We start from the raw sequence: 19,381 nt of genomic DNA, 5'->3' as shown, positions 1-19,381 counted from the left end.
CAAATCGCTTCCCACACCGCAAATGCGGGAGCGGACGCGAATCCGTTGAATGCTGTCGTCGCGGGTTACGGCGATACGTTCTTCCTGTCCGCGTGCCTGCTCTGTCGCTCCTTCTGCGTAAACCGCAGCAGCAGGAAGAAGAAGGTACCGTCGGCGGGGACAGCTAGGACCCAGCGATGATGGGGCACTAATCGGGAATTGGTACCGATTTCGATCGTGTATAAAAAGCCTTGGCCGTTAGTCAGTCATGGCTTTTTAATGTACGCCCAGCATGGCGCCATCTATATAAGAAAGACTTGAACAGATGCGGCTAACAGGGCACATATTGGAACGATCTGTCCGTTCAATGTAGTGCGAGAGTCTAACACTTTATTTTCACAAACATTTTTCTAAGAAGCCAGGCAGATGGAAGTGTGCGGGTTGCTTTTTACACCGTTTCAATTATTGTCGAAAAGCTGGTTGCAACGCTGCAAGTGTTATGGTATATTAATTGACGGTGTTAAAAACGCACGTCGGTTAATTTTATAAAGGGTGCTTCCAATAGGAAGTCTTTATAAAAAATGATGTCGGCGGAGGACACACAAAAAAACCAAACTTAGGAGGTGCGTGAAGATGGCAGTAATCTCCATGAAACAGCTTTTGGAAGCTGGGGTTCACTTTGGTCACCAAACACGTCGCTGGAACCCGAAAATGGATCGTTATATCTTCACTGAAAGAAACGGTATTTACATCATTGACTTGCAAAAGACAGTGAAAAAGGTTGAGGAAGCTTACAACTTCGTAAAAAGCATTGCAGCTGAGAATGGTACAATTCTGTTCGTAGGCACGAAGAAACAAGCGCAAGATTCTGTTAAAGAAGAAGCAGCACGCGCTGGTCAATTCTACATCAACCAACGTTGGTTGGGTGGTACACTGACTAACTTCCAAACCATTCAAAAACGTATTGATCGTTTGAAACAATTGGAAGCTTGGGAAGAAGATGGTACATTTGCTGTTCTTCCTAAAAAAGAAGTTATCATTCTTCGCAAAGAAAAAGATCGTCTTGAAAAATTCTTGGGCGGTATCAAGAACATGAAGGGCCTTCCAAGTGCTCTGTTCATCATTGATCCGCGCAAAGAACGTATCGCGGTTGCTGAAGCTCGCAAATTGGGTATCCCAATCGTGGGTATCGTTGATACAAACTGCGATCCAGACGAAATCGACTATGTTATCCCAGGTAATGACGACGCGATCCGCGCTGTTAAATTGCTGACAGGTAAAATGGCTGATGCAGTTATGGAAGCTAACCAAGGCGAAGAAACTACAGCATAATATTTCCAATCGGAAATACCTATACGAATTAAATGAAAAGGGTGGTTGGTAGGTGGAAAACCTCTCACTACCCTTTTTTTAAGGAATAAAGCTCGCATATACCACTGAAAATCAAATTTGGAGGGAAATAATATGGCAGTTAATGCTAGCGCAGTAAAAGAGCTTCGTGAAAAAACAGGCGCAGGAATGCTGGATTGTAAAAAAGCGCTTGAAGAAGCAAATGGTGATTTGACAAAAGCGGTTGAAGTTCTACGTGAAAAAGGACTTGCAGCTGCAGCCAACAAAGCAGGCCGTATTGCTACTGAAGGCGTTGTTGAATCCTACATCCATGCTGGCGGCCGTATCGGCGTACTGGTAGAAGTAAACTGCGAAACAGACTTCGTGGCGAAAACTGACCAGTTCAAAGATTTTGTTCGTGACATTGCAATGCATATTGCTGCATCGAACCCTCGTTATGTTCGTCGCGAAGAAGTGCCACAGGAAGAGATTGAAAAAGAAAAAGAAATCCTGAAAGCACAAGCTTTGAACGAAGGAAAACCAGAAAAAATCGTTGAAAAAATGGTTGAAGGCCGCATCGGTAAATTCTACGAAGAGTTCTGCTTGCTGGAGCAATCTTTCATTAAAGATCCAGACAAAACAATCTCCACACTGATCAACGAGAAAATCAGCACGATTGGTGAAAACATCTCCGTACGTCGCTTTGTTCGTTTCGAACTGGGTGAAGGTCTGGAGAAAAAAGAAGACAACTTCTACGAAGAAGTTATGTCTCAAGTGAAACAATAATTACCAACGATCGGTAATTGCATATGAATAAACAGAAATGGAACACATCAGTGTTCCTTTTCTTGCAACAGGACACCTATCCTGTTACATAAAGAATATATGAAATTGGAGGGTGATCATTTGGAAAAACCTGTGTTTAAACGTGTTGTTCTGAAAGTTAGTGGGGAGTCGCTGTCAGGTCCTAACGGTTACGGTATTGATGCGGATACTATTGCGTCGATTGCTGAGCAAGTCAAGGACGTGGTGGAACTAGGAGTAGAAGTTGCTATTGTGTGCGGAGGCGGTAATATCTGGCGTGGTATTGCTGGAAGTGCCAATGGGATTGACCGGGCAACGGCAGATTACATGGGTATGCTCGCAACCGTGATGAACTCACTGGCTTTACAGGATGCTTTGGAACAAATTGAAGTGCCTACGCGTGTACAAACATCCATAGCGATGCAACAGATTGCAGAACCTTACATCCGCCGTAGAGCTATCCGTCATCTGGAAAAAGGTCGGGTCGTAATTTTTGCTGCAGGTACGGGTAATCCGTTCTTCTCGACTGATACTACAGCTGCTCTACGTGCCGCTGAGATCGAAGCAGAAGTGATTCTGATGGCTAAAAATAAAGTAGATGGTGTGTACTCCGCCGATCCGTTTAAAGATAGCACAGCTGAAAAATATGAGCAGCTTACGTATTTGGATGTGCTTAACAAAAATCTCGGTGTCATGGATTCTACAGCTTCCTCGCTGTGCATGGATAACAATATTCCGTTGATTGTCTTTGCTATTACAGAGCAAGGTAACATTAAACGTGTCGTACTGGGTGAAAAAATTGGTACGATCGTCAAAGGGAGTGTAAATTAATGCCACAATCTGTGAAAAAGAGCGCTGAAGAGCGCATGCAAAAAGCAATCCAGGCATTGCAACGTGATCTTGCATCTTTGCGTGCAGGACGGGCAACACCAGCATTACTGGACCGTGTGCAGGTTGAATATTACGGCGCAATGACTCCAGTCAATCAGCTGGCGAATATCAATACACCTGACAGTCGGACCTTGATGATTCAGCCTTGGGACAAATCTTCTTTGGCTGATATCGAGCGTGCTATCCAAAAATCCGATTTAGGTTTGACGCCTTCGAATGATGGTAACACCATTCGTCTGAGTATTCCTGCTTTAACGGAGGAGCGCAGAACTGATTTGGTGAAGCTGACGAAAAAGAGCGGTGAAGAAGCAAAAATCGCTATTCGTAACATTCGTCGTGATGCAAATGATGATATCAAAAAAATGGAGAAAAGTGATATTTCCGAGGACGAATCTCGTAAGCATCAGGAAGATATCCAGAAGACGACTGACAAGTTTATCGCTGAAGTAGATAAAGTTTTAGCTGCAAAAGAAAAAGAAATTATGGAAGTTTAAAAAGATTGGCAGCCCCTCCCTTACGGTGGGGTTTGTCTCTTTTCAAGCCTGAGGCACATTTTCAGAGAATGCTGGAGGAACTGGAATGATCAAACGGGTTCGGTCTTGGTGGAACGGGGAACAAAAACAGCAAACACCGGCCATTTCAAAAGACAATATTCCGCAGCATGTTGCTGTCATCATGGATGGGAACGGCAGATGGGCCAAACGGATTGGAATGCCGCGGATTGTAGGGCATCAAAATGGAATGAAGGCAGTGAAACGCACAGCAATTGCAGCGGATGAACTGGGTATTAAGTATTTAACTTTATTTGCTTTTTCAACTGAGAATTGGACGCGTCCAAAGGACGAAGTTGATTTTCTAATGAAACTGCCTCAAGAATTTTTGGCAATTGAGCTGGATGAGCTAGTTGAAAAAAATGTGCAAGTGCGTATGATGGGAAACAAGGAGCATTTACCTTCTCATACCGTTGAAGCGCTGACTGAAGCGACTCGACGTACCGAAAATAATACCGGACTTGTACTTAATTTTGCATTAAATTATGGCAGTCGGTTGGAGATCACAGAATGCATGCAAGCATTGGGCCGTCAAATTGAGGATGGAAAGCTGAAGCCGGAAGATATAACATCTGAGCTAATTGGCAACACGTTGCTTTCTACGGGTATGCCAGATCCTGATTTATTGATTCGAACAAGCGGGGAGCTTAGACTCAGTAATTTTATGCTTTGGCAGCTTGCTTATAGTGAACTGTGGTTTACTGATATTTATTGGCCCGAGTTTAAGAAAGAGCACTTATACGAAGCAGTGATCGAATATCAAAAAAGATCACGACGGTATGGCGGACTGAAGTAAATGGAGGATGAAAGCCGTTGAGACAGAGATTAATTACCGGTATTCTGGCAGGCATATTCTTTTTGGCAATGGTCCTGTGGGGCGGCTTGGCCTACCATTTGCTTATATTGGTGATGGCCCTAATCGGATTTTATGAGTTCGCTCGAATGACGCAGGTATCTCCTTTTGGAGGTACAGCAATACTTGGCTACGTAAGCATATTAGCATTTGTATTCCCATATCAACCTTTGGGTTTGCATTCACCGCTACCCTTTGCCAGTTTGCTCTGGTTGGTAATGGTAGTGTTTATGATGATCACAGTAGGAACGAAAAATAAAATCCCGATTCAAACGGTAGCTATACTATTTCTTGGTACTGTATATATAGGATTTGGATTTTCGTATATTGCGGAATCACGTCATATGGAACATGGACTGTTATGGACTTTTTTGTTGTTGTCTTGTATTTGGGCAAGTGATGCAGGGGCATATTTTGTAGGCAAAATGGCAGGGAAGACGAAGCTATGGCCTGCGATTAGTCCAAATAAAACGGTCGAAGGGTCCATTGGCGGAGTTGTTTTAGCGCTGGTTATAGCTCTGGTATTCGCTGGTTTGTCAGGTGGACTGTTACCCTGGGGTAAAGCCTTCGGCATCGGTTTGTCATGTGCTGTTGTGGGACAACTGGGCGATTTGGTACAATCTGCATACAAACGAGTGTACGGCATCAAAGATTCTGGTAATCTGCTGCCAGGGCACGGTGGTATACTAGACCGCTGCGACAGCTGGATTGTCGTTTTTCCATTTGTACATATGCTGATGCTGCTTCCATAAGCCTGGTGATTACAACTTATGCTGAGGATCAACCTTTATACTGTTAGCCTTGCGCTATTAGAAGGATAGAATCAGCTCCATAGTTGCCTGGATAACAAACAATGAGCTCCTGATAAAAGTGATTTTCAGGATAGGAAGGTGCATCATGAAAAGAATTACGGTACTTGGTTCAACCGGATCTATTGGAACTCAAACGTTGGATGTGGTGTCCATGCACCCAGATCAGTTCACTGTTGAGGCTTTAGCAGGTGGCTCCAATATAAAGTTGCTTGCTGAGCAAGCGCGTCTCTATCATCCCAAAAAAGTGTCTGTCGGTACTCAGCAGTTAGCGGATGAAATTCGTCCTTTACTGCCTTCTGGAATCGAACTACACTGGGGAAATGAAGGACTCGTTGAGCTGGCCGCGAACACAGAGGCGGATATGGTTGTGACAGCTGTAATGGGCAGTGTCGGATTGCACTCCACGCTGGCCGCGATTGAGGCTGGAAAACAGATCGGTTTGGCCAATAAGGAAACACTGGTTACGGCTGGTCATCTGGTCACAGCGCGGGCTCGGGCGAAAGGAGTGCCGTTGCTGCCGATTGACAGTGAGCATTCAGCTATTTTCCAATGCTTGAATGGTGAGCGTATGAAAGATGTGGCACATATTACCCTCACAGCATCAGGCGGTTCTTTTCGAGATTTGACAAGAGAACAGCTGCGTGAAGTTACCGTGGAAGATGCACTTAAGCATCCTAATTGGTCAATGGGGGCCAAAATTACAATTGATTCAGCAACGATGGTAAACAAAGGGCTGGAAGTCATCGAGGCACATTGGTTGTTCGGGCTTAGCTATGAGCAGATCCATGTGCTGCTTCATCCGGAAAGCATTATTCACTCCTACGTCGAGTTTCAAGATACAAGCATTGTTGCTCAACTTGGGAACCCTGACATGAGAGTACCCATTCAATATGCATTAACTTATCCTGAGCGGATGAAGTCTCCGGCAAAGCCTCTGTCATTGGCTGAAGTGGGCAAACTCCACTTTAAGGAAATGGATTTAAATCGTTTTCCTTGTTTAAGGCTTGCCTTCGAATGTGGTAAAATGGGTGGTACAGCACCGACCGCTTTTAATGCTGCTAATGAGATTGCTGTTGCTCGTTTCTTACGTGGAGAAATTTCTTTTCTGCATATTGAAGCGATTATTGAACAGGTGCTAGAACAGCATGTCAATATGGCTGATCCTGATTTGTCTGCGATTGAAACTTGTGACCGCGAGACTCGTAGTATAGCTTCGAAGTTGTAGGTTAATGTTGGGGTCAAGAAACGAATTGTGATTCTCTTGTGCGGGTTCGGAGAATAATGATAATCTAGGAAGACAAACTCGATCTCATTGAAAGGGGAACGGAAACGATTGGAAACGATTCAAATAGTGTTGATGACGGTGCTCATGTTTTTCGTCATAGTGACGGTGCATGAATGGGGGCATTATTATTTTGCCAAACGCGCCGGGATTCTGGTACGGGAGTTTGCGATCGGTTTCGGTCCGAAACTGTTCTCTTATAAAAGAAACGAGACACGATTTACGCTACGGTTGCTGCCGTTCGGTGGTTTTGCACGTATGGCGGGAGAAGATCCGGAGGTCAATGAAATTGAAACCGGACAAACGATTGCTGTGCGCGTGACAGATGGCGTCGTTAAGACCATCTATTTGGACCAACTGGATAACCGCAAGAATGTAGTGCGCGGTGAAGTGTTGGAGATTGATCTGGAACAAGCGTTAACTGTAAAATTGGATGTGGATGGCGAAGATCAGCAATACACTGTACACCCACAAGCGATGATGGTAACCAAAGGACAATCCATTCAAATTGCACCGAAGGATCGACAGTATGGGAGTAAAACAGTAGGACAGCGTGCGATGGCTATATTTGCTGGACCCCTGATGAATTTTATTCTTGCCTTTATTCTGTTTGGTTTGCACATCCAGATGGTCGGCATACAAGTGGACAACCCGACGTATGTCCAAATTAGTGAAATTACAGCAGGTATGCCAGCTGCTGAAGCTGATTTGCATAAGGGAGATATCATCGAATCGGTGAACGGAGTTGCAATTGGTGCGAATGTTGAAAACATGATCAAACTGATTGCGGATTCTCAAGACAAGCCGATGAAGTGGACAGTTCGCCGTGATGATAAAACCTTTGATCTTACGATAACACCTCGTGCAATGGAAGGACAAAAGGGTGGCAAGGTGGGCATTGTGCCTGAACTTCCAAAACGCCAAGCTGGTGTAGGGGAAACATTCAAATTTGCGGGACAATCTATGGTCAGAACGACAGATATTATTTTTCAAGGATTTAGCCAGCTTATCCAACGCTTTTCTATCAATGACCTGGGAGGCCCCGTACGTACTTTTGAAGTGACGGGACAAATAGCTAAGCAAGGCATTGAGCAGTTGACATATTGGACTGCGATCATGAGTCTTTATCTGGGGATATTCAATCTACTACCTATTCCGGCGTTGGATGGAAGTAGACTTGTTTTCCTTGGTGTTGAGGCGGTAAGAGGACGTCCTGTTGATCCGAGCAGGGAGGGAATGGTCCATTTCGTTGGTTTTGCTATGCTATTCCTGCTAATGATTGCGGTCACGTATAACGATATTTTACGCTTAATTAATGGTTAATTAGAGACGGTCATTATAAAAATGGTCTGTATGGGAGGACATGCATTTCTATGTCGAACGATAAACAGTTTGTCGAGGAAATCACGCCGCAGAGCGAAGATTTTTCCCGATGGTATATTGATGTTATTAAAAAAGCAGAACTGATGGATTACTCGCCAGTTCGCGGGTGTATTGTATTCCGTCCCGATGGTTTTGAGATTTGGGAGCACATTAAGGAAGCTATGGATGTGCGTTTCAGAGAAACGGGACATCGCAATGCTTATTTTCCAATGTTTATCCCAGAAAGCTTTTTCCAAAAAGAAAAAGAGCATGTGGAAGGATTTAATCCTGAATTGCCATGGGTGACTGAGGCTGGTGGGGAAAAGCTGGAAGAGCGTCTTGCAATCCGTCCAACTTCGGAAACCATGATCGGTCATATGTACTCGAAATGGATTCAATCCTATCGTGACCTGCCTGTGCTAATTAACCAATGGGCTAATGTGGTGCGTTGGGAAAAACGTACGTTGCCTTTCTTGCGCACAAGTGAATTTTTGTGGCAAGAAGGTCACACAGCACATGAAACAGAAGAAGAAGCACGTGAAGAAACGATGAAAATGCTGGAAGTTTATCGTGAGGTCATCGAGGAAGTTCTAGCTATTCCGGTTATTACTGGACAGAAAACACCTTCTGAAAAGTTTGCAGGTGCGAAGGATACATTTTCACTGGAAGCGATGATGAAAGATGGACGAGCGGTACAAGCTGGAACGTCCCACTACATGGGAACTAACTTTGCCGTTGCGTTTGACATTAAATATTTGAGTCGCGAAAACAACCTGGAATTCGCGCATACGACTTCATGGGGAACAAGTACACGTTTGATCGGTGCATTGATTATGGTCCATGGAGATGACCGTGGTCTTGCACTGCCTCCTAAGGTGGCACCTACGCAGGTTATTATGGTTCCTATTGGACCACCTAAGAAACGTGATGCAGTTATCGCTCGTGCAGATGAATTGTTTGCCGAGTTGAAACAAGCGGGTGTCCGTGTTAAAATGGACGACCGCAGCGATGTAAGTCCAGGCTGGAAGTTTAATGAATATGAAATGCGCGGTGTACCGGTTCGTCTGGAAATCGGCCCTCGTGATATGGAAAACGGTGTCTGTGTGCTCGTATCCCGTATCAGCGGCGAGAAAAAGATTGTCCAACAGGACAATCTGCTTGAAGAAGTACACGCGATGCTCGCACAGGTACAACAAGAGATGTTTGACCGTGCAAAGAACTTCATGGAAGAAAACTTCTATTCCGTCGATACATTGGATGAGATGAGGACTCTCATGGAAGAGAAACGTGGCTTTACTTTGGCTGGTTGGTGCGGATCTGAAGAATGTGAAGACAAAGTTAAAGAAGTGACAGGCGCTACAAGCCGTAACATACCGTTTAAAACAACCGAGCAAAAGACAACATGTTTGTGCTGTGGCAAACCAGCCAAGCATACAGTAGTGTTCGCACGGGCGTACTAATAAAGAAGAGCAATACCCTATACTCACTTCATTCTCTTCGCCAACAGGAATAGCTGTTACGGATTAATATTCCGGACTACTATCTATATTATTGTGATGAGGGTTGAAGAAGGCTACGAAAAGCTTTTGCGGTCGGAGATGTTTTAGACGCAGAAGCTTTTCATGTTTTCAGAAAGGTAGATTGGAAATCGGGGGGAGAGCCATGGGCGGAGCTGAAGAAAAGAGAAAGCGGCTGGAGCTGCTAATGAAGCAGGTTGTAATGCCGGCGGGAGTGGTGGATCCTTATTTTTTGGACGGTTGGATCGATCAGGTTGAGATTAGCCGTACCAACAAGGATTGGAATATCACTATTGCCAAGGAGACACTGGTCCCCGCTCAGGTGTATCGTACGTTCTGTATTCAAGTACAGGAAAAAATGAGTCATATCGCTAAAATCACATTCCGCTTTCAGTACAGTGAGCAGGTTCAACCTGGTGATATTATCGGTGAATACTGGAAGCTTTTTTTAGAGTGGGTGCACCGTGAAATTCCATCTGTTAACGGTTGGATGAACCGGGCTGTGCATGAGTGGGAAGACGGTCTATTATTACTAACAATGAGCGATAGTATGTCATTGGAACTAGCGCGCAAAAAGCAGATAGATCAAGCTATTATTAAGTTTTACGATAAATATTTCGGGCTCTCTTTGCGTATTAAAGTTCAGGTGGGTGAAAGTAACCAGGAGGCATTACAGGAATTTCAGGAAAAGAAAATGCAGGAAGAACGCGAAGTTATTCAGCAGATGATGGAAAGTATGGAAGCTGAAATGCCACCTTTGGAAGAAGAAGAAGGGGACGTGCGGCTTCAATTTGGTTATGACATCAAAGAACCGGCTATTCCGATGCAAGAGATTCAGGACGAAGAGAAGAAAGTCACCCTACAAGGAACAATCTTCGGTTTGGACAGTAAAGAATTGCGCAATGGCAGTACGTTGTTTACGTATTATTTGACAGACTTTAGTGATTCCTTGCAAATGAAAATGTTTGCTAAAACTAAAGAAGATCTAAAAATTCTCAGTCTGTTGGCTAACGGTAAATGGGTCAAAGTGCGGGGACGAGTTGAATATGACCGTTTTATGCAAATTCCTGAGTTGGTTATGATTCCTTCCGATCTAGTTGAAGTACAGGCCCCACCCGGACGTAAGGATAATGCAGCGGAAAAACGGGTTGAGTTTCATCTACACACAAAGATGAGCGCCATGGATGCTGTCGCCTCGATTGATCAATATGTCAAAACAGCCGCCAAATGGGGGCACAAAGCGATTGCGGTCACAGATCATGGCGGTGTGCAATGCTACCCTGATGCTGCTAAGGCTGCAAAGAAGAACGGCATTAAAATGATCTACGGCATTGAGGCCAATGTAGTTAATGATGCTGTCGAGGTTGTAATGCAGGCACAGCCTTTAAATTTGAAAACAGCGACTTATGTCGTTTTTGATATTGAAACCACCGGTTTGTCAGTTACACAAAATAAAATCATTGAGATTGCTGCTGTTAAAATGCATGAGGGCAAGGAAATTGATCGTTATGCAACCTTTGTCAATCCGCATGAACGTATACCCTACAACATTCAGCAACTGACCAACATTAACGATGAAATGGTCAAGGATGCGCCGGATGTCGAACCTGTTATGAAGGAGTTCGTAGCTTTTGCTGGTGATGCTGTATTGGTTGCTCATAATGCGCGGTTTGATGTCGGCTTTATCCAGGCCACTCTTCGAAAGATGGGTTTGCCCGAAATGACCAATCCGGTGCTGGATACGCTGGAACTGGCCCGTTTGCTGTTTCCTACGTTGAAAAATCACCGTCTGAACACACTGACTACTAAATATAAAGTCGCGTTGGAAAGCCATCACCGGGCTATTGATGATACAGTTGCGTTGGCAGAAGTGTTAAACGGACTACTAAACGATGCAGAGCAAATTAAGGGTTTTAGAATGCTCGACCGCTTGAATGATTATGTGGGAAAGGACCTATCGACTGTTCGTCCTTTCCACTGCTGCATTTATGCTCTCAATCCGGTTGGTAAAAAAAATCTGTACAAGCTGGTTTCTATGTCTCATACCGAATATTTCAAGCGTGTGCCTTGTATTCCTAAATCGAAATTGTCTGAGATGAGAGACGGATTGCTTATTATTTCTGGCTGCGAAAAAGGAGAATTCTTCGAGGCCGTGTTGAACAAGTCCGAGGAAGAAGCCGAGGAGATTGCACAGTTTTATGATGTGTTGGAGATTCAACCTTTGACGATGTATATGCATCTGGTGGAAAAGCAACTGGTAAGCGGGCCTGATGCACTAAAAACGGCCATACGTAAAGTATGCGAAATAGGAAAACGTCTTGATAAGCCCGTGATTGCTACAGGCAATGTTCACTATTTGGAAACTCGCGATAAGCTGTACCGTGATATTACCATTCACGGCATTACTGGATTTAGCCCGCTAAAGGATATCCGAAAGCCAGATGCTCATTTACGAACAACGGATGAAATGCTGGCAGAGTTCGAGTTTTTGGGCGAGGAAAAAGCGTATGAAGTTGTTGTGACAAATACTAGCGAGCTGGCAGAGCGTTTTGAAGAACTGGAACTGTTCCCTGACAAGCTTTTTACGCCCTTACTGGACGGAGCAGATGAGGAAATTCGCAATACATGCTATGAGACGGCTCGATCCATTTATGGTGAATCCTTACCTGAGGTTGTTGTAGCTCGCCTTGAAAAAGAATTGGAACCTATTATTAAATACGGTTTCTCCGCTAACTATCTCATTTCTGAACGTCTGGTTAAAAAATCTAACCAGGATGGATACTTGGTAGGTTCACGGGGGTCTGTTGGTTCTTCTGTAGTTGCTACTTTTCTCGGTATTTCTGAGGTAAATCCGCTGCCCGCCCATTACATTTGCGGTAATTCTGACTGTAAACACAGCGAATGGTTTTTGGATGGAAGTGTTCCAAGCGGTTTTGACTTGCCAGATAAAAACTGTCCAAATTGCGGTGGCAAGCTCAAGGGTGAGGGGCAAGATATACCTTTTGAAACGTTCCTCGGTTTTAAAGGAGATAAAGTTCCCGATATTGACTTGAACTTCTCTGGTGAATATCAACCTGTTGCCCATAATTATACGAAAGTATTGTTTGGTGAAAAAAGCGTTTTCCGTGCAGGAACCATTGGTACAGTTGCTGAGAAAACGGCGTTTGGTTTTGCCAAAAAATATGAAGAGGCACATCATAAAAAATGGCGTGGAGCCGAGCTGAACAGGCTGGCTTCTGGTTGTACGGGTGTAAAACGTAGTACCGGACAGCATCCGGGCGGGATCGTTGTTGTTCCCGATTATATTGAGGTCGAGGACATTACACCGGTGCAGTATCCGGCTGATGATACGAGCTCGGAATGGAAAACGACGCATTTTGATTATCACGCTTTTGATGCGAACTTACTCAAGCTCGATATTCTGGGCCATGATGATCCGACCATGATGAGAATGCTTCAGGATTTGACCGGGGTTGACCCTACGACCATTCCAATGAATGACCCCAAGGTGATGAGCATGTTCAACTCCACGGAGGCACTCGGTGTAACACCGCAGCAAATCCGCACGCCTGTTGCCACCTATGGTGTACCAGAGATGGGGACCAAATTTGTACGCCAGATGCTGGTAGAGTCGCAGCCGAGTTCTTTTGCCGATTTACTGCAAATATCCGGTTTGTCTCACGGTACGGGTGTATGGCTGGGGAACGCACAAGAGTTGATTAAAAATAATACATGTAACATCAAGACCGTAATTGGTTGTCGGGATGATATTATGCTGTTTTTGATTTACAAGGCGGGGATGGATGCAGGTCTGGCCTTTAAAATTACGGAGAGCGTACGTAAAGGTAAAGGGCTTAGTGCCGAATGGATTGAAGAAATGAAAAAATGCAAGGTGCCGCAGTGGTACATTGATTCCTGTCTTAAAATCCAGTACATGTTTCCGAAGGCGCATGCTGCAGCCTATGTTATTTCAGCAGTGCGTACAGCGTATTTCAAGCTGTATCATCCGATCGAGTATTATGCAACTTACTTCTCAGTACGTGCAGCCGATTTTGATATTGACCTGTGCTGTCAAGGGTATGATGCGATTGCACGGAAGATTGTCGAAATTGAGCAGCTTGGTTTTCAGGCTCCACCTAAAGAAAAAGGGATGCTTCCAATTCTGGAGATGGCTTTGGAAATGACGGCTCGCGGGTTTAGTTTTAAATCTATTGATTTGTACCGTTCCGAAGCTACTCGTTTCAAAGTGGACGGGGACTCGCTCATTCCTCCGTTCGGAGCTCTTCAGGGGATTGGAGATAATGCAGCACGTAACATCGCAGCGGCCCGTGAACAGGGTGAATTTCTGTCCGTTGAGGATTTTCAACAGAAATCGAAGGCTAGTAAAACCATTGTCGAAATGCTGTCCCAAATGGGTTGCTTTCGAGGTCTGCCAGAGAGTAATCAGCTGTCTCTGTTTTAATCTGAACCACAGTAGTCAAGCTCTGGCACTTGTCACATAACTACGGTTATGTTATAATTTTTTTGGTAATCATGGAGATAAAACCGTTGCTAAAAGAGTGGGGAAACCCACTCTTTACTGTTTGATATACAGGTACAACGTGAAAAAAGGTTATTTTTGGGCAGGCAACCGGTACGCCGGTTTATTTGCAGTGAGCCCAAAATGAACATTACATCAAATGAAAATGAAAATGCCGGTGATGGAGAAGCATTGCCCACAGTAAGAGGGTATCTCTTTTTCACCACAGGAAAGTTCACTTTTGGAGGTTATAATCTTTGAGCACACCAAAGATCAAATCAGTAGTAGAAGAAATGGCCCAACCTTACCTCGATGAGCATGGTTTTGAACTGGTCGATGTCGAGTATGTCAAAGAGGGTAGCAATTGGTTTCTTCGCGTTTTTGTAGATAAAGACGGAGGAATTGATCTGGACGACTGTAGTATGATCAGTGAATATTTGGGTCAAAAGCTGGATGAAAATGACCCTGTTTCTACAGCATATTTTCTGGAAGTGTCTTCACCAGGCGCCGAAAGACCGCTGAAAAAAGCGGAGGATGTCACTAAAGCGGTAGGCAAAAACGTATTCGTTACTACATACGAGCCGATTAACGGTCTGAAGGAATTCGAAGGCCGTTTGCTTTCTTTTGAAGATGGGGAACTTACCGTCCAAAGCGGACAAAAGAAGCATACCATACCTTATGACAAGGTAGCTGGTGCAAGGCTCGCGATCATATTTTAATTCAGATTTGATTGTTGCTGTTTGACATGTACTACATGTTTTTTGCCTCGTGTGCCGACCAGTACGCAGGTGCCATCATTTGAAAGGGGGAGCAGTAATCCATGAGTATGGATTTTATTGAAGCAATGAACGAGTTGGAAAGAGAAAAGGGGATCAGTAAGGACGTGCTGTTTGAGGCCATTGAAGCAGCCCTGATTTCCAGCTACAAACGGAATTTCAATACCGCACAAAACGTGCGTGTTGATATGAACCGCAACTCGGGAGTCATTAAGGTATATGCCCGCAAGCTAATTGTTGAGGAGGTATTGGACCCTCGCACCGAGATTTCGTTGCCAGCAGCCCGTGAGATCAACCCACATTTTCAGTTGGAGGATATCGCTGAAATTGAAGTCACACCACGTGATTTTGGACGGATTGCTGCACAAACAGCGAAGCAGGTTGTGACTCAGCGCATTCGCGAAGCGGAACGGGGATTGATCTACAACAAGTTTGTGGACAAGGAAGAGGATATTGTAACAGGAACTGTACAGCGCCAAGACCCACGTAATATTTATATTGATCTTGGCAAGGTGGAAGCAGTTCTTCCGTTGAGCGAACTGATGCCTAATGAGAAATTTAACCATTTGGATCGGATTAAGGCTTATATTACCAAGGTGGAGAACACAACCAAAGGACCGCAAATTATGCTGTCCCGATCACATCCGGGTCTGCTTAAGCGTTTGTTCGAACTCGAAGTACCTGAAATTTTTGACGGTGTTGTAGAGATTCGTTCCGTAGCGCGTGAAGCAGGCTTCCGTTCTAAGATCGCAGTTCATTCTCGTAACGCCGAGGTTGATCCGGTAGGTTCTTGTGTGGGACCAAGAGGAACGCGGGTGCAGACCATTGTAAACGAGCTGCGTGGCGAAAAAATCGACATTGTACGCTATTCTGATAATGTTGATGAATACGTGGCTAATGCTTTGAGTCCGTCCAAGGTGCTTGAAGTACAGGTATTTGAAGAAGAGAAAATGGCTCGCGTTATAGTACCTGATTATCAACTTTCTCTAGCTATTGGTATCAAAGGGCAAAATGCTCGCCTTGCTGCTAAGCTTACTGGCTGGAAAATTGATATTAAGAGTGAAACACAGGCGGAGGAAGAGCTCGGCAGACCGAGAACATCCACCGATGAAATGCATCAGGATTCCGTTTCTGTAGATTAAGCGGAGTGTAGGGGGGGTAATGCATGAAACAGAGAAAGATACCTTTGCGCAAATGTGTCGCCTGTCATGAAATGATGCCAAAGAAACAGTTAATCCGTGTCGTCAAAACCCCTGAAGACGAAGTGTTGATTGACTTGACTGGCAAAAAGTCGGGACGCGGCGCTTACTTGTGCGGCAAAGCCGCCTGCTTCAAGCTGGCTCAAAAGAGCAAGGCACTGGATCGAGCATTGAAGCACTCGGTCCATCCTGATATTTATGAGCAGCTAAGTCGTGATTTTGCTGCCGTCGAGGAAGAATTCCTGGCGGCACAAGGCAGCGTGCAGGATGAATAAGGCGCTGTCTGGATTGGGGCTTGCCATGAGAGCTGGCAAGCTGCTAACAGGTGATGAGATCGTTTATAAAGCGATCAGGTCTTCAGAAGCCAAGCTGGTCATTCTTGCGAAAGATGCTTCAATGAATACTCAAAAGAAATTCCGCGACAAATGCGGGACGTACAAAATCCCCTTATTGATAGGATTTGACCGGGAAAGCTTGGGAAGCAGCATCGGCAAACCTGAACGGGTCGTGCTGGCTGTGACGGATCAAGGATTCGCGAAATTGATCATGAAACATGCGGGGATAATGTCGGAGGTGGAGTATATTGAGTAAACAAGAAAGCAAAGACAAAGTGCGGGTATACGAATACGCCAAATCGTTGAACATGAGCAGCAAAGAAATTATCACCATTCTTAAACGGCTGGATATTCCCGTAAACAACCATATGAGCGTCATGGAACATGATGCCGTAGGTAAAGTGGAAAACTTTTTTAAGAATATTAAATCCAATGCTGCGGTCAAGCAAGGCGAAGCAGGCACGGCGCAAGTAAGCTCGAATCAGACCGGTTCAAGCCAGAATAGTAATCATTCAACGGAGCAAACCAAAAATCAACAGGAAAAGCAGGTAAGTATGAATAGGACAAACAACAACCAAAACAGTAACCGAAGTAGCGCTCCAAAAGCGCAAAGCAGTCAGCAGGGCGGTCAAAACCGCAGTCAACAAGGTTCTAGTAGACCAAGCGGCCAGCAAGGCACTCAGAACCGCAGTAATGGTCAACAGCAGGGAGGACAACAGCGTACCGGTAGCAATAACACAGGTTCGCGTCCTCAGGGAAGCAGCCAGGGTGGTGCGGCAGTAAGAACTTCTTCTTCCGCAGGAAGCAACAATTCCAACCGCAGTGGTGGCAACCGTACAGGTGGTAACTCCAACAACAGCGGTAACCGTTTCGGTCAAGGACGTTTTGACGATAACCGTCAAGGCGGAGGACGGGGTGGTAACGGTGGCCGTGGAGGAAACAACCGCGGTGGAAACAATCGTGGCGGCAAATTCAACAACCGTGGTAAAGGTCAACAACAGGAGCGTCGCGAGAAAATCGACAACACGCCTAAGAAAATTATTGTGCGTGGTGAGATGACTGTAGGTGAAACAGCCAAGCTTCTTCATAAGGATGCGTCAGAAGTCATCAAGAAGCTGATTATGCTCGGAACAATGGCGACCATCAACCAAGAACTGGATATGGATACCATTCTCTTGCTTGCTGGTGACTTTGGCGTCGAGGTAGAAGTGAAAATCCCAGTGGAAGAAGATCGTTTTGAAACTGTGGAAGAAAATGATGATCCAGCGGATTTGAGAACACGTCCACCGGTTGTAACCATTATGGGTCACGTCGATCATGGTAAAACAACTTTGCTGGATGCCATTCGCTCCACAAATGTAACAGGTGGCGAAGCTGGTGGTATTACACAGCACATTGGTGCATACCAAGTTGAAATTAACAGCAAAAAAATCACTTTCTTAGATACACCGGGTCATGAAGCCTTTACCGCTATGCGTGCACGTGGTGCTCAAGTAACAGATATGACGATTATTGTGGTTGCAGCTGATGACGGTGTTATGCCACAAACGGTTGAAGCCATTAGCCATGCAAAAGCAGCAGGTCTACCAATAATCGTTGCTGTAAACAAGATCGACAAACCGGATGCCAACCCGGACAAAGTAAAGCAGGAACTTACAGAATATGAATTGGTGCCCGAAGAGTGGGGCGGCGATACAATTTTCGTCAACGTTTCCGCTAAACAAAGAATGGGTCTGGAAGACTTGCTCGAAATGATCCTGCTCGTAGCTGAAGTGAATGAGTACAAAGCGAACCCTGATAAACGGGCACGTGGTACTATTATTGAGGCTGAGCTGGATAAAGGTCGCGGTTCTGTAGCCCGTATTCTCGTTCAAAACGGTACACTGAAAGTCGGCGACGCATTCGTAGCAGGTAACTGCTTCGGACGTGTACGTGCCATGGTCAACGATAAAGGCCGTCGTCTTAAGGAAGCAGGTCCTTCCACACCAGTTGAAATTACTGGTTTGACTGAAGTTCCACTTGCAGGTGATCCGTTCATGGTGTTCGAGGATGAGCGTAAAGCTCGTGCTATCGCTGATAAACGTGCGATTACACAACGTCAATCCGATCTAGGCAGTAATACCCGCGTAACGCTGGATGACCTGTTCCAACACATCAAGGATGGCGAGATGAAGGATCTGAATGTCATTATTAAGGGTGACGTACAAGGTTCTGTCGAAGCGCTGAAAGGCTCCTTGAACAAGATTGAAGTTGAAGGTGTACGCGTCAAAATCCTTCACAGTGGTGCAGGTGCAATCACCGAATCCGATATTATTTTGGCTGCGGCATCCAATGCCATTGTTATTGGCTTTAACGTTCGTCCTGATAATCAGGCGAAGTCTACAGCAGAAGCTGAAAAAGTGGACATTCGTCTACATCGCGTCATTTACAATGTCATTGAAGAAATCGAGCAGGCTATGAAAGGCATGCTGGACCCTGAATATAAAGAAAATGTGATTGGTCACGCTGAAGTTCGTAACGTGTTTAAAGTTACTAAAGTCGGTACGATTGCTGGTTGTATGGTAACGTCTGGTAAAATTACTCGTTCAGCAGAAGCACGTCTGATCCGTGACGGTATCGTTATTTTTGAAGGTAAAATCGACTCACTGAAACGCTTTAAGGACGACGCAAAAGAAGTTGCCCAAGGTTACGAATGTGGTATCACCCTTGATGGTTATAATGATGTTAAGGAATCCGACATTATTGAAGCGTTCGTCATGGAAACAGTGGAGCGCTAACGGCAGAGAGGTGAGCACCCATGGCTAAAATACGTACAGGTCGAGTTGGCGAACAGATTAAGAAAGAACTAAGCCTACTCATACAGACCGAATTAAAAGACCCACGTATCGGTTTTATTACGGTGACTGGTGTCGATGTCACAAACGATTTGTCCCAAGCGAAAGTATACTTGAGCGTACTTGGAGATGAAGAACAAAAAACTTCTTCTCTAAAGGCGCTGGACAAAGCGAACGGTTATCTTCGTTCTGAACTTGGCAAACGGATACGGCTTCGCCATATTCCTGAGCTGATTTTCAAAATTGACGAATCTATTGCTTATGGCAGCCGAATTGAAAAGCTGTTGAGTGATATCGACAAGGATGAGAAATAGGGATTTTTGTTAGTCTGAAGAACC

16 protein-coding genes are annotated in these 19,381 nt (G+C 44.9%); all 16 read left to right on the top strand.

Features of this window, described 5'->3' with window-relative positions; genetic code table 11:
• Positions 1-612 precede the first annotated feature (612 nt).
• The 16 genes from rpsB to rbfA all read left to right on the top strand — a co-directional run bounded on the left by rpsB (position 613) and on the right by rbfA (position 19,357).
• Entirely contained in the window at positions 613-1,311 is a 699-nt protein-coding gene (rpsB, locus tag G7035_RS24970; RefSeq protein ID WP_013309916.1) for a 30S ribosomal protein S2, read from the top strand.
• Between the two features lie 132 nt (positions 1,312-1,443).
• Positions 1,444-2,094: a translation elongation factor Ts gene (gene tsf / locus G7035_RS24965; RefSeq protein WP_013370709.1), complete on the top strand. Its 651-nt coding sequence runs from the start codon at positions 1,444-1,446 to the stop codon at positions 2,092-2,094.
• Between the two features lie 120 nt (positions 2,095-2,214).
• Entirely contained in the window at positions 2,215-2,943 is a 729-nt protein-coding gene (gene pyrH, locus G7035_RS24960; protein ID WP_013309918.1) for a UMP kinase, read from the top strand.
• Positions 2,943-3,497, top strand: a complete 555-nt coding sequence (frr, locus tag G7035_RS24955; RefSeq protein WP_014599669.1) for a ribosome recycling factor — start codon at positions 2,943-2,945, stop codon at positions 3,495-3,497. The genes pyrH and frr overlap by 1 nt, the downstream gene beginning before the upstream one ends.
• A gap of 85 nt (positions 3,498-3,582) precedes the next feature.
• Positions 3,583-4,350, top strand: coding sequence for an undecaprenyl pyrophosphate synthase (locus tag G7035_RS24950; protein ID WP_016820974.1), 768 nt, complete (start codon positions 3,583-3,585; stop codon positions 4,348-4,350).
• A gap of 17 nt (positions 4,351-4,367) precedes the next feature.
• On the top strand, positions 4,368-5,159 hold the full coding sequence (locus G7035_RS24945; protein WP_019686999.1) for a phosphatidate cytidylyltransferase: 792 nt from the start codon (positions 4,368-4,370) through the stop codon (positions 5,157-5,159).
• A 145-nt stretch (positions 5,160-5,304) separates the two neighbouring features.
• Positions 5,305-6,444 (top strand): 1-deoxy-D-xylulose-5-phosphate reductoisomerase, encoded by a 1,140-nt coding sequence (locus G7035_RS24940; protein WP_019687000.1) that lies wholly within the window; start codon positions 5,305-5,307, stop codon positions 6,442-6,444.
• A 108-nt stretch (positions 6,445-6,552) separates the two neighbouring features.
• The gene (gene rseP / locus G7035_RS24935) at positions 6,553-7,824 is read left to right on the top strand and encodes an RIP metalloprotease RseP (RefSeq protein ID WP_017427940.1); all 1,272 of its coding nucleotides are present in this window, start codon (positions 6,553-6,555) and stop codon (positions 7,822-7,824) included.
• A gap of 50 nt (positions 7,825-7,874) precedes the next feature.
• Complete coding sequence (proS, locus tag G7035_RS24930; RefSeq protein WP_019687001.1) at positions 7,875-9,323, top strand: proline--tRNA ligase; 1,449 nt, start codon at positions 7,875-7,877, stop codon at positions 9,321-9,323.
• Positions 9,324-9,525: 202 nt separating this feature from the next.
• Positions 9,526-13,842, top strand: coding sequence for a PolC-type DNA polymerase III (locus tag G7035_RS24925; RefSeq protein WP_019687002.1), 4,317 nt, complete (start codon positions 9,526-9,528; stop codon positions 13,840-13,842).
• Positions 13,843-14,156: 314 nt separating this feature from the next.
• Positions 14,157-14,618, top strand: a complete 462-nt coding sequence (gene rimP, locus G7035_RS24920; protein WP_013370719.1) for a ribosome maturation factor RimP — start codon at positions 14,157-14,159, stop codon at positions 14,616-14,618.
• Between the two features lie 101 nt (positions 14,619-14,719).
• Positions 14,720-15,817 carry a transcription termination factor NusA gene (gene nusA / locus G7035_RS24915; protein WP_016820980.1) on the top strand — a complete coding sequence of 366 codons (1,098 nt, stop codon included), beginning with the start codon at positions 14,720-14,722 and terminating at the stop codon, positions 15,815-15,817.
• A gap of 23 nt (positions 15,818-15,840) precedes the next feature.
• Positions 15,841-16,149, top strand: coding sequence for an RNase P modulator RnpM (gene rnpM / locus G7035_RS24910; RefSeq protein WP_007430067.1), 309 nt, complete (start codon positions 15,841-15,843; stop codon positions 16,147-16,149).
• Positions 16,142-16,465, top strand: a complete 324-nt coding sequence (locus G7035_RS24905; RefSeq protein WP_007430068.1) for a L7Ae/L30e/S12e/Gadd45 family ribosomal protein — start codon at positions 16,142-16,144, stop codon at positions 16,463-16,465. Before rnpM ends, G7035_RS24905 begins: the two co-directional genes overlap by 8 nt.
• The gene (infB, locus tag G7035_RS24900) at positions 16,458-18,986 is read left to right on the top strand and encodes a translation initiation factor IF-2 (protein ID WP_016820981.1); all 2,529 of its coding nucleotides are present in this window, start codon (positions 16,458-16,460) and stop codon (positions 18,984-18,986) included. Before G7035_RS24905 ends, infB begins: the two co-directional genes overlap by 8 nt.
• Positions 18,987-19,006: 20 nt before the next feature.
• Positions 19,007-19,357, top strand: coding sequence for a 30S ribosome-binding factor RbfA (gene rbfA, locus G7035_RS24895; protein ID WP_013370723.1), 351 nt, complete (start codon positions 19,007-19,009; stop codon positions 19,355-19,357).
• The last annotated feature ends 24 nt before the right edge of the window (positions 19,358-19,381 follow it).

The organism is Paenibacillus polymyxa, from assembly GCF_015710975.1.
GTDB lineage: Bacteria > Bacillota > Bacilli > Paenibacillales > Paenibacillaceae > Paenibacillus > Paenibacillus polymyxa.
This window is presented reverse-complemented; position numbering and strand designations above follow the sequence as displayed.